Raw genomic sequence first — 13,872 nt, forward strand, 5'->3', positions numbered from 1 at the left:
ACTAATACCAGATTGAACAGCGCGATAAGGTCAGGTGGCAAACACATGCTTGACTACAATTTGGAAAAACGCGGCGAAGCATCGCTCTATGAGTATGTTTACCAGCAAATTCGAGATGATATCGTAGCTGGACGCATTGCGGCGGGGGAACATCTTCCGTCTAAGCGCGCCTTTGCCAGTCATCTGGGAATCAGTGTCATTACCATCGAGAATGCATATAACCAGTTACTTGCCGAGGGCTATATTTGCTCAATGCCGCGTCGGGGCTACTACGCTTGCGAGCTTCCGGATGCACCGGTTTTGCCTTCGGCTGCGGAGGGCATCGACCGAGATGCCGTCTCCGTGGGCCCCAGCGCACATGATATCAACGGACAGGTCGAGCGATTTGATGTGCTTTCTCCTTCCGCTTTGGAAGCGGCGCGGCTTTGGCAAAGCGCGCTGCGGGCGACGCTGGCATCCGAAGACGAACGCGAAATCTTTTCGACTGCGCCGGCACAGGGCACCGCTCGGCTACGACGCGCAATTGCTCACCACCTGCGCGGGACAAGGGGTATGAATGTCGACCCCGACAACATCGTTATCGGTGCGGGCGCCCAGCTGCTCGATACCATGTTGGTTCAGTTGCTTGGAGCCGACAAGGTGTATGCCGTTGAGGATCCGGGCTATTTGCGCCTGACGCGCATCTATCAGGCCATGGGCTGCAAAGTTCGACATATCCCGTTGGATGATGAGGGCGTGGACTTGAGCACTCTGCAGAAAAGCGGGACTGATGTCCTTCACCTGATGCCGTCCCATCAGTATCCGACCGGCCTGGTGACGAGCATTGCGCGTCGCTATGCCCTGCTGGGCTGGGCCGCCGAGCGACCAGGTCGGTATCTCATCGAAGATGACTTTGATTGTGAGTTTCGCCTTGCCGGCAAACCGATTCCCGCGCTCGCGTCGATCGATGCCGCCCAGTCGGTTATCTACACCGACACGTTTTCGAAGAGCCTGTCATCGGCGTTGCGTCTAGCGTACATGGTGCTGCCCGACGAGCTAATGGAGCGGTTTAGGCGCAACCTTGGTTTTTACGCCTCGTCGGTGAGTTCTGTTGACCAGGTCGCTTTGGCTCGTTTGCTGGAATCGGGTGATTACGAGCGACATGTGAACCGCGTGCGCGTTCGTGCTCGCGAGGCGCGTGATGGCCTAGCGGCGCTTGTACGGAAGGCGTTTCCGGCAGGGGAGGTCTCGATCGAGCATGCAGACGCAGGCCTTTACTGCACTGTGGTTGCGGAGCGCGGAACGGGTGGAAGCTCTTTTGTGCGGGCCCTCACGCGCTCGGGTATTCCGTTTATCGATATCAGTGACTGTTATTGGTGTGCCGATGGTGCATTTGTCCCTGAAAACTCGACTCAAATTCTTGTCCAGTATGACAATCTGGGTCCGGAAGTGCTTAATACCTTGGAATTGCAGCCAATGGGGGCACTCTGCAACCTAAGTGAGTAGACTTTTGGAACTTTGGCGACCAGGCAGTTTTGTAACAAGTCATTTACCTGCGACTTTATAAAGCAATATGGATGGTCTGCGCGGCAAGTTCGAAAAAGTCTACTCACTTGCCGCGCAAAGCTTCTGCATGAGAAAAAAATGGGGTTTTCAACAGTGCTTCGTCCAGCTTTCGGCAAGCTTTTGGTCAGTTGGGGAGGGCTGTTGAAAACTTAGCAGTCCGTTCGGTGCCATTTTTGGTGCGTTCGCCCCAATGCGAGACAGGCTGGGTTGAAATTCGTGTTTTCCTGTGCCTATGAAGGATTTACTTTGTGACATATCGGCTTTTAGATACTGGCGTTTGCCCCCTCAAGTCCGCGCTTTGTGTCCGCCGCTTCCGCGACCGGAAGAAGACCGGCAGCGATATGACCTCGCCCGTAACCCGACGGCTGCGGTTGCACTCGGCTTTCCGTTGTATACATTGGTTCGGACGAGAAGCAAACGGACATGCTCTGCCAGCATTAGGCAGCGGCTGTTTCTGGGCGAGCTTCCCAGGGAATCCGTGCTGGAAACGGAGCATGGATTTTTGATTACGTCTCCTCTACTGACGGCATTCATCATGTCGCGGCATCTGACGGATCTTCAGCTTCTTTTTGTGTTGGCGGAGATGTGCGGCCTGTTTGCGGTGTGTGCCCTGCCGGCGGCACTTGAGGCGGAGCTTTCGCGTGCAATTGATTCGGGCGCGATTTCGACAACGTTCGGTTGGGTGCGCTGCCCGTCCGAGGACGGCACCGCCTCAAATTTATGGCGTCGAGACGCTTTGGTTTTGGGCGGAGACCTTGACCGTTTTTGTTCAGATGTTTGCGGGATGCGTTACGGCAATAGATTTATGGCGGTATCGCAACTCGTTCCATTGGGTGCCGCGTCGCCTTTTGAGGTCGAGGCGTATTTGCTACTTGCACTGCCGCGATCCCTGGGAGGCGAAGGTTTTTGCGGCATAGAGCTTAATGTTGAAGTGACGTTAAGCACAAGTGCTCGAGCGATTGTGGGAAAGTCCCGTGTATATATCGACCTACTTCTTTCTTCACCGGACGGTAAGCGACAGGTGGCCATTGAATGTCAGGGAAAGGCCTCGCACGGACGCGCAGGGGATGGCTTGCGTGACGCTGACCGCATGACAGCCCTTCAGGCCATGGGCTACGATGTACTTCTCCTGACACACAGACAGATATCCGATGAGGATAGATTCCGCGCGATCGTTAAGGCCGTATGCAGGATGCTCGATGCTGAATATCGTGATAAAAGTTCGGATGAGCAAAGGGCTGAGGCATTACTCCGGTCTGAACTATTTGTTGACTGGACAAAATTGGGAGTAATCGACGGAAAGATGCCCGTTAGACACAAAGCAGTTCGATCGTGGACGGCTGCGGAACTAAGTGAGTAGACTTTTGGCTTGATGGCGACCAGGTCGTTTTGCAGCAAGTCATTTACCTGCGGCTTTATAAAGCAATATGGATGGTGTGCTCGGCAAGTTCCAAAAAGTCTACTCACTTAGTTTTTGACGAGAAACCGATGCCGAAGATAGTTCTATTTCAGGGCGTTAACGAGTCCTCGAGACACAAAAAGGCCCGAACCAATACGGTCCGGGCCTTATAAAGCTAGAGAATGTCTCTCAGGCGTTTGGCTTAGCCGAAGTAGCGCTTGAGCAGGCCGGCGAAAGCCTTGCCGTGGCGAGCCTCGTCGCGAGCCATCTCGTGCACGGTGTCGTGGATGGCATCGAGACCAGCGGCCTTGGCGCGCTTGGCGAGATCGGTCTTGCCGGCGGTGGCGCCGTTCTCGGCCTCAACGCGCATCTCGAGGTTCTTCTTGGTGGAGTCGGTCACGACCTCGCCCAGGAGCTCAGCGAACTTGGCGGCGTGCTCGGCCTCCTCGTGGGCAGCCTTCTCCCAGTACAGGCCGATCTCGGGATAGCCCTCGCGATGAGCGACACGAGCCATGGCCAGGTACATACCGACCTCAGAGCACTCGCCCTCAAAGTTGGCGCGCAGGTCGGCAACGATGTCCTCGGAGACGCCCTCCATCTTGGCGACGCCCACGACGTGCTCGGCAGCCCACTCGAGCTGACCCTCCTCCTGCTTCAGGAAACGAGAACCGGGAACGCCGCACTGGGGGCACTTGAAGTCCTCGGGCAGCTGGTCGCCGTCGAACTCTTCCACATAACCGCAAACGGGGCAAACAAACTTCATGATTCGATCCTTTCGATCGATGGCGATGGTGCGCTCGCCCGGTCCCATAAGGGCCCTCTCCGGACGTGCGTCTTGACGAGTTCTATTATCCATAAATGAGACTGAAAGTGAAGCCTATTAGGAATGATTTTTAATAAAACAATTTTGAGATATGAAGATGTTGATTGATTAACGATTGGCAGGCCGTCTTTGACCACCGCTGAGTACAATCGGTCGAGCAAATGTTGACGAATCAACAAATGAAGGAGTTTCCTTTATGCATCTAGCCCGCCGCGCCTGGTGCCGAACGTATCAAACGATTTTTCGCATCGCATTGCCGGTGCTGCCCTATACCGAGCCACGCATTCTGGAGCATGCCGAGTATATGCCCGCGGTGCTTCAAAAGCGCTCGATACAGCGGGTTCTTATGGTAACGGATCCCGGCATTGCCCGTCTGGGGCTCACGGCGCCGCTCGAGACGGCGCTCGCATCCAGGGGAATTGGCGTTACGGTCTATGCCGAAACGCGTGCGAACCCCACGGTCTCAAACGTGGAGGAAGCGGCGGCGCTGTATCGCGAGAACGACTGCCGGGCCATTATCGGCTTTGGCGGTGGTTCGGCCATGGACTGTGCCAAGGGCGTGGGAGCACGCATCGCGCAGCCAAACAAGCCCATCAACAAGATGCGCGGGCTGCTGCGGATTCATCGTCGCCTGCCGCTGCTCATCGCCGTTCCCACCACGGCAGGCACGGGAAGCGAGGTCACACTTGCAGCGGTAATTACTGATGACGAGACGCACTACAAGTACCCCATTAACGACTTTGTGCTTATCCCGCGCCTTGCGGTGCACGACCCCGAGCTTACGCGCGGCCTGCCCGCCTCCATTACGGGGCAGACGGGCATGGACGCCCTGACGCATGCCGTCGAGGCCTTTATCGGGCGAAGCACCACGCCCTATACGCGCAAGATGGCGCGACAGGCGGTTCAGCTCATCTACGACAATTTGCTCGAGGCCTATGAGCATGGCGACAACATGCGTGCGCGCCGCAATATGCTTTCGGCGGCGTATAAGGCGGGTGTTGCCTTTACGCGCTCCTATGTTGGATACGTTCATGCCATCGCACACAGCTTGGGCGGGCGTTATGGGATTCCGCACGGCTTGGCTAACGCCATCATCCTGCCGCATATGCTTCGCGCTTATGGTGACGCCGCCGCCCCCAAGCTTGCCGACCTCGCTCGCATGGCGGGCATTGCGTCGGCTACCGCACAGGATGGTCTTGCGGCCGAGGCCTTTATCGATTGGGTCGACCGCATGAACGGGGCCCTGGGAATCCCCAAATATGTCTCAGGTATTCGCCGCTCCGACATTCCTGAAATGGCGGCGCATGCCGATGCCGAGGCCAATCCCCTGTACCCCGTTCCGCTTTTGATGGACCGCTTGGAGCTCGAGCATATGTACGAAGTCGTTGCAGGTGGTATGTTTGAGGGCGAGAACTAGGAGGGTCCATGAGCACCGAGGAAATTGCGCGCATCGTCGGCGATCAGCGCGCCTACTTTAAGACGCACGCCACGTTTGATGTCGATGCTCGACGTCGTGCGCTCGTGAGTTTACGCGATGCGGTACGGGCCCACGAGGCCGATATTGCCCATGCGCTCAAGACCGATTTGGGAAAGCCGCATGACGAGGCCTATATGTGCGAGATCGGCACCTCGCTTTCCGAGATTCGTCATCAGATCGCGCATGTGGCTCGATGGAGTCGTCCACGCCTGCGTCCGTGCGACCTTGCCAACGCCGTGAGTGTGTGCAAAACGCAAGCCGTGCCCTATGGCGTCGCGCTCATCATGGCTCCGTGGAACTACCCGTTTTTGCTGACGCTTGAGCCGCTCGCCGGCGCGCTCGCTGCGGGTAACACCGTGGTCATCAAGCCGAGCGCCTATGCTCCGGCATCGAGCGCGGTGCTCAGGCAAATCTGTGAAGAGACATTTGATCCGCGCCTGGTGACGGTTGTCGAGGGCGGGCGCACCGAAAACGAAGCGCTGCTCGACGAGTGCTGGGACAAGGTCTTCTTTACCGGTAGCGTTCCGGTCGGCAAGCTCGTCATGGAGCGCGCAAGTAAAAACCTTACGCCCGTGACGCTTGAGCTGGGCGGTAAGAGTCCCTGCATCGTGGATGCGACGGCAAACTTGAAGGTCGCGGCGCGGCGTATCGCCTTTGGTAAATGGCTCAATGTGGGGCAGACCTGCGTGGCGCCCGACTACCTGCTGGTCGATACGCGCGTGCACGATGAGCTGCTGGGCCTCATCAAGGAGGAGGTTCGTCGCATGTTTGGCGAGCATCCGCTCGATAACGAGGATTACGGGCATATCGTCAACGCCAAGCATTTCGCACGCGTACGCGGGCTGATCGATTCCGATAAGGTCGTGTTTGGAGGTGCCGCGCGCGAGGCTTCGCTCAAGATTGAGCCGACGATTTTGGACGGCGTGTCCCCCGATGACGCCGTGATGCAGGAAGAAATCTTCGGTCCCATCTTGCCGGTGCTGACGTTTGAGAGCTTAGACGAGGCCGAGACGTTTATTACGGATCGTCCGACGCCGCTGGCCCTGTATGTCTTTAGTCAGGATCGCGCGGTTCAGCAGCGCTTTGTGCGCTACGTGCCCTTTGGCGGCGGCTGCGTCAACGACACGATCATGCACTTGGCTACGAGCCATATGGGCTTTGGCGGCATGGGTGCGAGCGGTATAGGCCAGTACCATGGCCGCGAGAGCTTCGATACGTTTAGCCACAAGAAGAGCATCGTGAACAAGGCAACGTGGCTGGACGTGCCATTCCGCTATGCCCCTTACGCAAGCTGGAAGCACAAGTTCGTGCGCATGTTTGTGCATTAGAATCAGATGACATAGGGCAAACAAAATGGCCGTCTCCGCGCAAGCGAAGGCGGTCATTTCTTACGATGAAAACGTGTATCGGAGTTGGCAAGACCCGCTGCAACAGGTGCCATCCGCGTATTCCTATCTTATTTGCAAGCGTTCTGTCATGTGAGCGTTGCGACAAATGAGCGAAAGGCACGGGCGGGTGAAATTTTGTCCGCACGAGTTCGTAGACTTCTCAATAAGGTTAAGCGCCGGTTTATCCGGCCGTTAGAGGAGCTGCCATGTACGAGCCTTCACGTGTTCTTTTGTCGTTTCATATCGCAGGATTTCAGTATGCCGACGGTGCCTTGGTCCTGGGCGATCTTAAGGTCGGCGATAAGCTGACGCTGTGTGCCGAGCGCGATAATCCCCATGACCCCGAGGCGGTTGCGATCTATTACGGCAACACCAAGCTCGGCTATGTTCCGGGAAACGAGGTCGGTCCGCTATCCGTGATGATGTATTACGGACACGAGGGTGTATTTGAGGCGCGCGTGCAGCAGGTTGCCCCCGAGCGTAGCCCGTGGCACCAGGTGCGCGTTGGCCTCTACGTGGTGGATGCTCGCTAGTCGGTAAGGGAGGCTGCCATGTTTGATGACGATGGCCTGTTCGATCTGACGGATGACCCGTTTGAGTGGGATATGCTGCTCGACGATGATGAGCTGGAGCAGGACCGTAAGAAGCGGCAGGACAAGAAAACTCAGGGTGATGCTTCGAAAAAGCAAGACAAGCGCCGCCGCGGACTGTTCGGCGGGCTCTTTGGATAACCGCCGCATCGCTGCGTCTGTATACTTAGCACGAGTTGAACACGTTGCGAAATGAGGACAGAGACGATGATGTGGTTTACCGCCGACCTGCACCTGGGCGACACGAATATCCTGCACGACATGGATCGACCGTTTGATTCGGTCGAGGAGATGAACCGCAAGGTCATCGATGCCGTGAATGAGTGCGTGGCGGCGGACGACCGTCTCTATATCTTGGGAGACTTTACCTATCGTTTGCCCCTGGCGGATGCTGTGCGCCTGCGCGAGCGCATCGAATGTCAGAACGTAACGCTCATCCGTGGCAACCATGACGGTGACTGGGAAGATCCAGCTGCGCCCCAAATCTGGGAAGACGTGCGCGATTACCTGGAGATTACTCCCGGCTATGCCAAGGGCCATCGTCTGGTGATGAGCCATTACCCCATGCTCAGCTGGAATGGTAAGGCGCGTGGCGCCATCATGCTACACGGGCATATCCACAGCAGAGGAGACCGCACCAACGTGCGCAACCGCGATCGCGAGCGCCCTGTCTTTCGCTACGATGTCGGCCTCGACGCCAACGAGTACAAGCCCGTAAGCCGAGATCAAATCCTTGGTTTCTTTGGACTGTAATTCTCGAACCACCACAAAGGGAGCTGGTAACTCTGCGGTGGTTCTGGCGCCGTTGCCATTATGGTGGCGGCGCCTTTTTTGTCCGTGCGGCGCGGTAGAGTGTAAGCGGTTGAAATTTGCGTCCATCGAGGAGCTGCTATGAATGAGATCAAGTGTCCGCATTGTGGCGAAGTCTTTAAGGTCGATGCGTCTGGCTATGCGGATATCGTCAAGCAAGTACGCGATGCCGAGTTTTCGCGCGATCTGGATGAGCGTGTGAGGGCAGTCCAGCGCGAGGGCGAGCAGGCGCTGGAGCTTGAGCGCTCGCGTTCGACGGCTGCCTTGCAAAAGGCAGAGTCTCAGCGCAACGCTCAGCTTGCCGAGCAGAAGAACACTGCGGAGCAGAAGCTGGCACAAGAGGTTGCCAAGCGCGACGCTGAGCTTGCCGAGCTGCGCGCCAAGCTCGAGGGCGCTGCCACAGAGCGCGAGAGCGCAAGTCAGCGCGCGGCGGTTGAGGCCCGTGCCGACGCTCAAAAGGAAAACGCCGAGCTTCAGCGAGAAATCGACAATTTGCGTGCGCAGCTGGAGCGCAAAGATGACGAAGCCAAGCTCGTCGAGTCGGTGGCGCGCAATGCTGCTCAAAACGATTTGGCTGCACGTGATGCTCAGATTGCCGAGCTGCAGGCCAGGCTTGCCGCGGCGGACAAGGCCCAGGAGATGGCGCTTGCCGCTGCCGCGGCAGAGTCGCAGCGCGAGCTCGATGCTGCTCGCGGTGAAGCTGAGCGCGCGCTTGCTGACTACCGCGCGACGGTACAGGAGAAGTTTTCCGCCGCAAAGGCACAATCTGAGCAAGAGGCCGAGGGTCTGCGTGCCCAGTTGCGCGAGCAGGAACTGATGGCAAAAATGAACCTGTCGGAGGCGGTCGCCGCGGCGGAGCGAGAGCGCGATGAGGCACGTGCCAAGCTGACGAGCGAGCTGGCGGTGCGCGATTCTCGCGAGGAACAGGCCAAGGCGGCACACGAGCTCGAGCTTGCGCAGGCCAAGCGCGCGAGTGATGACCTGATTCGCTATAAGGATGAAGAGATTGAGCGCCTTAAGGACATGAAGGTGCGCCTGTCCACCAAGATGGTGGGCGAGTCGCTCGAGCAGCACTGCGAGACCGAGTTTAACCGCCTACGCATGACGGCGTTTCCCAACGCGTACTTCGAGAAAGACAACGATGCGTCCGAGGGTACCAAGGGCGACTTTATCTTCCGCGAGTGCGATGCGAGCGGCAACGAGGTCATTTCGATTATGTTCGAGATGAAAAATGAGAACGACGAGACCGCGACCAAGCACAAAAACGAGGACTTCTTTAAGAAGCTCGATCACGATCGTCGCCAGAAAGGCTGTGAGTACGCGGTGCTCTGCACGCTACTCGAGCCTGAGAGCGAGCTCTATAACGCGGGAATCGTGGACGTGAGCTATCGCTACGAGAAGATGTACGTGATTCGCCCACAGTTTTTCATTCCCATGATTACACTTCTTCGCAACGCCGCCATGGGTTCGCTGCGCTATAAACAGGAGCTGGCGGAGTACAAACAGCAGAATATCGACGTCACGAACTTCGAAGCCAAGATGGAAAAGTTCAAGAACGACTTCGGCCGCAACTACGAGATCGCGAGCCGCAAGTTCCAAACGGCAATCGATGAGATCGACAAGACGATTAGCCATCTGCAGAAAACCAAGGAGGCGTTGCTGTCCTCCGAGAACAATCTGCGCCTTGCCAACAAGAAGGCCGACGATCTTACCATTCGCAAGCTCACATGGGGCAACAAGACCATGAAGGCCGCCTTTGACGAGGCACGCGGGGCTGCGCCAGAGACAAACGATGAGCCAGCCGAGGCGGATTCGTATGAGGTCGAGGATGCCGAGTAAGGCATAGCAGATAGTGCAAAAGCGGGGCCGCTGGCGATATTGCCAACGGCCCCGCTTGTTTCGCTCCAGTATGTTCGGCTAGTCCTCGAGCAGGTCCTCGATAAAGCCAACGCGGTAGTTTTTGAAGATGACCTCGCCGCCGTCTTGCGTGGCGTCCAGATCGACATCGCCCATGATGCCAAAGTCGTGGTCGCCATCCTCGTCGGCAAAGATCTGGTGCACGTGCCATACGTGCGCGGTCTTCTCGTCGGACTCGTCGATGGAAAACATCGCGGCGCTGCGGGCATCTCCGTCGGTGAGGATTTCCTCGTGCTGCTCGTGGTAGGCATCGAGCGCCTTTTGCCAGCGAATTTCGCTCATGCCCCAGCCGTCGTCGAGCTCGCCCAGGTTACGAACGTGCTCGCGGGCGGCAAGGGTCACGCGGCGGAAGAGCGCATTGCGCACCAACAGCGTGCAGCCGCGGCGGTCCGCCACGACCTCGTCAATGCCCTGTGGCGGCGCGGCATCGAGGGCCGCCGGGTTGCCGGCGTTCTCCCACTCGTCCACCAGGCTCGAGTCCACCGAGCGCACCACAAAGCCCAGCCACGAGATAATGTCGCGCAGGCGCTCGTCGCGTTTCTCGATGGGCACGGTGCGGTCGAGCGAACGGTAGGCCTCTGCCAGGTAGCGCAGCAAAATACCCTCGGAGCGGGCGATGCCGAGCTTTTGAATGTAGCCCTTAAAATCGCTCGCGCTTTCCAGCATATCGCGCAGAACGCTCTTGGGAGAGAGCTGGTAGTCGTTTGCCCAGGGTACTTCCTGGCGGTACTTGTCAAAAGCGGCGTCGAGCAAATCCTCGAGCGGCTTTTCGTACGTAACGTCCTGAATGCGCTCCAAGCGCTCCTCATACTCGATGCCGTCGGCCTTCATCTCGGCCATAGCGCGATCGCGTGCGGCGCGCTCCTGTGCGCGCAGCACCTGCTTGGGATCCTCGAGCGTTGCCTCGACCATCGAGATCAGGTCCATGGTATAGGTCTCGCTCTCGGGATCGAGCAGCTCCAATGCGGCAAGCAAGAACGGCGAGAGCGGCTGATCGAGCGCGAAGTCCTCGGGCAGATCGACCGTCAGCGCATAGTCGATGTCTGGTGCGGCGTCAGTCGGGGCGTCGGGTGCGGGCGGCACCTCGGTGCGAACGACGACGCCGGAATCGATGAGCGTGGCGAAGATCTCGTCGGCGCGAACCTCGAGCTTAGCCTTTTCCTCGGGAGTCTGCAGGCTCGTCTCGATGAGGTCGTGTACGCGGGCGCGGGCATCGCCGCCCTGCTCGACCACGCTAATCACCATGGAGTGTGTGATGCGCAGGCGCGGCTTGAGCGTCTCGGGTTGCGTCTCGATTAGGCGCTCGAAGGTCTGCTTGTTCCAGGTGACAAAGCCCTCGGGGGCCTTTTTCTTTTTAATCTTACGGAGTTTTTTGGGGTCGTCGCCCGCTTTGGCCATAAGCTTGGCATTCTCGATCTCGTGCTCCGGGGCCTCGGCGATGACCATGCCCTCGGTATCGAAGCCCGAGCGGCCGGCGCGACCAGCAATCTGATGGAACTCGCGGGCGCGCAGACGACGCATCTTGTAGCCATCGAACTTGGTGAGCGCGGTGAGCACCACAGTGTGGATGGGTACGTTAATGCCGACGCCGAGTGTGTCGGTACCGCAGATGACGGGCAGCAGGCCCTGTTGCGCCAAGCGCTCGACCAGCAGGCGATAGCGCGGCAACATGCCAGCATGGTGCACGCCGACGCCGCATCCAAGCAGGCGCTTGAGAATCTTGCCAAAGGCCGTGGAGAAGCTCGTCCCCTTTGCCGCTTCCTTAATGGCCTCGCGCTGCTCCTTGCTAGCGATGCCAAAATTGGCGAGCGACTGTGCCGTCGCAAGGGCGGCATCCTGGCTAAAGTGCACGATATAGAGTGGGGCCTCGCCACGGCGCATGGCGAGCTCGACCGTGCCCTCGAGGGAGGTTGTCACATAGTCGTAGCTCAGCGGAACAGGACGCGGGGCGTCGACAACCAAGTCGCAAGCAGCGCCGGTGTGTTCCTCGAGCGAGGCGGCGATGGCAGTGACATCGCCGAGCGTGGCGCTCATGAGCATAAACTGCGTGTGGGGCAGGGTGAGCAGCGGTACCTGACAGGCCCAACCGCGGTCGGGGTCGGCAAAGTAGTGGAACTCATCCATGGCCACGCAGCCCACATCGGCGTCCTCGCCCTCGCGCAGCGCATCGTTGGCAAGGATTTCGGCCGTGCAGCAGATGACGGGTGCCTTGGTGTTGATATGCGTGTCGCCGGTGATCATGCCGACGTTGTCGCGGCCGAGCACCTGCACAAGGTCGAAAAACTTCTCGCTGACCAGAGCCTTGATAGGAGCCGTGTAGTAGCAGCGCTTGCCCTGCGCCATGCCCATAAAGAGCATGCCCAGCGCGACGAGCGATTTACCCGATCCGGTCGGTGTGCCCAAAATGACGTGATCGCCGGCAGCCAGGTCCATGAGGGCTTCTTCTTGGTGATCCCACAGCTCAATGCCGCGATCGCCTGTCCATTCAAAGAAGCGTTCGAAGGCCTGATCGGGCGTGAGCCATGGTTCGGGCTCACTGCCGTCCTCGGGCTCCCACCAGGTGGGGGAGAGCGCGCCGAGCGAGCCGAACTCGGCTTCGGTTCCCGTGCCGCCCGAGAATGAGCTGGCGGCGCCGGCGCCGGAGACGGTGCTGGCGGCGGTATCTGTCGTGGTTTGTGCCATGTGGTTGCTTTCTCTCGCGATTATCCGCCAACTATTATGGCGTAGCGGCGGCGCGGGGTGCCAGCGCGCGAGAAAATGCAGGAAATGGGCGTTCTGCCCAGCCGTTTGGTGCAGTTGCCGGCTAAGTGACTAGACTTTTTGCAATATCGCGAGCACATGACTTTTGCGTAAGGGATTTACCTGCGGTTTTAGTTTTCGTTATGCGGGTTGTGCTTGGCTATTGCAAAAAAGTCTACTCACTTAGGCTTGAGGGTCGTTCGTTGGCGCCTATTCGCGCTTGTTTGCCGACGCCACGACCATAAGAAGCCCCTAGGACTCTTGCGGCAGGCGCTTCTTGCCTTTGCGGGCACGGTTTCTAAAGTTCTCGACGGCCTCTTCCATGCCTAAAGGCACATAGGTGAGCTCATCGAGGTTATCGGGCAGGTAGCACGCAAGGCTCTGCTCTTGCACGCGGCCTACCGTGAGCTGTTCGTCGGTAGGCTTCTCGCCGGGTGTGGCGCAAATGCCATAGACGACGGCACCCATCTCGCGCGTGCGGCATTCATATTCGGTCTCGGGGTGCTCGGGATGGTCGCGGCGGACGTCGTCACTTATCCAAAGCGTGTCGTAGCCTGCCGCGGCAAACTGTCCCAGGGCGTAATCGCGCAATGGTTTGCTGTCGGTGCGCAGCGTTACGGTGGCGCCGGCTGCAAAGAGCGGGCGATAGAGCATTAGATGGTCGACATGGACGAGTCGTTTTTTGGCGTACTTGGCCTTGGGCTGCGGCGTGGGAAAGTTGATGGTGATGGCGTCGAGCTCGCCTGCGGCAAACAGCTGCGGCAGCGATGCGGCGCCTCGGGGCAGGACGAGTGCGTTGGCCAGTTCCTGCTCGCAGATTTTCTGCGCGGCATAGGCGATGCAGATGGGCTCCTGGTCCATGCCGATAAAAAGGGTGTTTGGCTCGTGGGCCGCGCGCTCTACAAGGTACGTTCCCTTGCCACAGCCAAGATCAAGGTGAAGGTGTTCGAAGGGCTTGCTGCCAGCTGGCGCACAGGCCTTGCGCCAATCTCCGGCATAGGCCTCGGGGTTCGTCTCAATCGCATCGGCGTAGCGCTCCAGGCGCTCCTCGAGCACAAAGTTCTTAGGCGTGCGAACGTGGACGGCTCCCATGAGGCTCCTTGGTCATAAGTATGGAACGCATAGCTGCACGTTCCGTCAATGGGTTGAAAAAAGGGTGGGCATAGTTTGCCCGAAAGATGCGA

The 13,872-nt window shown here is 58.5% G+C and carries 11 protein-coding genes; 8 read left to right on the forward strand and 3 right to left on the reverse strand.

The features are described 5' to 3' along the window. The first annotated feature begins 45 nt into the window (after window positions 1-45). Entirely contained in the window at window positions 46-1,485 is a 1,440-nt protein-coding gene (locus ACKUUJ_RS07150; protein ID WP_409065146.1) for a PLP-dependent aminotransferase family protein, read from the forward strand. A gap of 538 nt (window positions 1,486-2,023) precedes the next feature. Then, window positions 2,024-2,905 (forward strand): hypothetical protein, encoded by an 882-nt coding sequence (locus ACKUUJ_RS07155; protein ID WP_409065147.1) that lies wholly within the window; start codon window positions 2,024-2,026, stop codon window positions 2,903-2,905. A gap of 241 nt (window positions 2,906-3,146) precedes the next feature. Here ACKUUJ_RS07155 and ACKUUJ_RS07160 read toward each other — a convergent pair whose 3' ends face one another. Further along, the gene (locus tag ACKUUJ_RS07160; protein WP_070097113.1) at window positions 3,147-3,710 is read right to left on the reverse strand and encodes a ferritin family protein; all 564 of its coding nucleotides are present in this window, start codon (window positions 3,708-3,710) and stop codon (window positions 3,147-3,149) included. 253 nt (window positions 3,711-3,963) lie between these two features. On the opposite strand from ACKUUJ_RS07160, the gene ACKUUJ_RS07165 reads away from it, so the two are divergent. The 6 genes from ACKUUJ_RS07165 to ACKUUJ_RS07190 all read left to right on the forward strand — a co-directional run bounded on the left by ACKUUJ_RS07165 (window position 3,964) and on the right by ACKUUJ_RS07190 (window position 9,871). Further along, entirely contained in the window at window positions 3,964-5,184 is a 1,221-nt protein-coding gene (locus ACKUUJ_RS07165; protein ID WP_409065148.1) for an iron-containing alcohol dehydrogenase, read from the forward strand. An 8-nt stretch (window positions 5,185-5,192) separates the two neighbouring features. Then, window positions 5,193-6,572, forward strand: coding sequence for an aldehyde dehydrogenase (locus ACKUUJ_RS07170; RefSeq protein WP_409065149.1), 1,380 nt, complete (start codon window positions 5,193-5,195; stop codon window positions 6,570-6,572). 266 nt (window positions 6,573-6,838) lie between these two features. Beyond that, entirely contained in the window at window positions 6,839-7,165 is a 327-nt protein-coding gene (locus ACKUUJ_RS07175) for an HIRAN domain-containing protein (RefSeq protein ID WP_409065150.1), read from the forward strand. Between the two features lie 18 nt (window positions 7,166-7,183). Next, window positions 7,184-7,363 (forward strand): hypothetical protein, encoded by a 180-nt coding sequence (locus ACKUUJ_RS07180; protein ID WP_117716490.1) that lies wholly within the window; start codon window positions 7,184-7,186, stop codon window positions 7,361-7,363. 66 nt (window positions 7,364-7,429) lie between these two features. Next, window positions 7,430-7,975 carry a metallophosphoesterase gene (locus tag ACKUUJ_RS07185; protein ID WP_409065151.1) on the forward strand — a complete coding sequence of 182 codons (546 nt, stop codon included), beginning with the start codon at window positions 7,430-7,432 and terminating at the stop codon, window positions 7,973-7,975. A gap of 138 nt (window positions 7,976-8,113) precedes the next feature. Then, window positions 8,114-9,871 carry a DUF2130 domain-containing protein gene (locus ACKUUJ_RS07190; RefSeq protein WP_409065152.1) on the forward strand — a complete coding sequence of 586 codons (1,758 nt, stop codon included), beginning with the start codon at window positions 8,114-8,116 and terminating at the stop codon, window positions 9,869-9,871. Window positions 9,872-9,949: 78 nt separating this feature from the next. On the opposite strand, the gene ACKUUJ_RS07195 is transcribed toward ACKUUJ_RS07190, so the two are convergent. Beyond that, window positions 9,950-12,631: a DEAD/DEAH box helicase gene (locus ACKUUJ_RS07195; RefSeq protein ID WP_409065153.1), complete on the reverse strand. Its 2,682-nt coding sequence runs from the start codon at window positions 12,629-12,631 to the stop codon at window positions 9,950-9,952. Window positions 12,632-12,940: 309 nt separating this feature from the next. Next, window positions 12,941-13,780 carry a tRNA (guanine(46)-N(7))-methyltransferase TrmB gene (locus ACKUUJ_RS07200; RefSeq protein ID WP_409065154.1) on the reverse strand — a complete coding sequence of 280 codons (840 nt, stop codon included), beginning with the start codon at window positions 13,778-13,780 and terminating at the stop codon, window positions 12,941-12,943. Between the last annotated feature and the right edge of the window lie 92 nt (window positions 13,781-13,872).

It is taken from the genome of Collinsella sp. wc0583 (assembly GCF_046116915.1).
Taxonomy (GTDB): domain Bacteria; phylum Actinomycetota; class Coriobacteriia; order Coriobacteriales; family Coriobacteriaceae; genus Collinsella.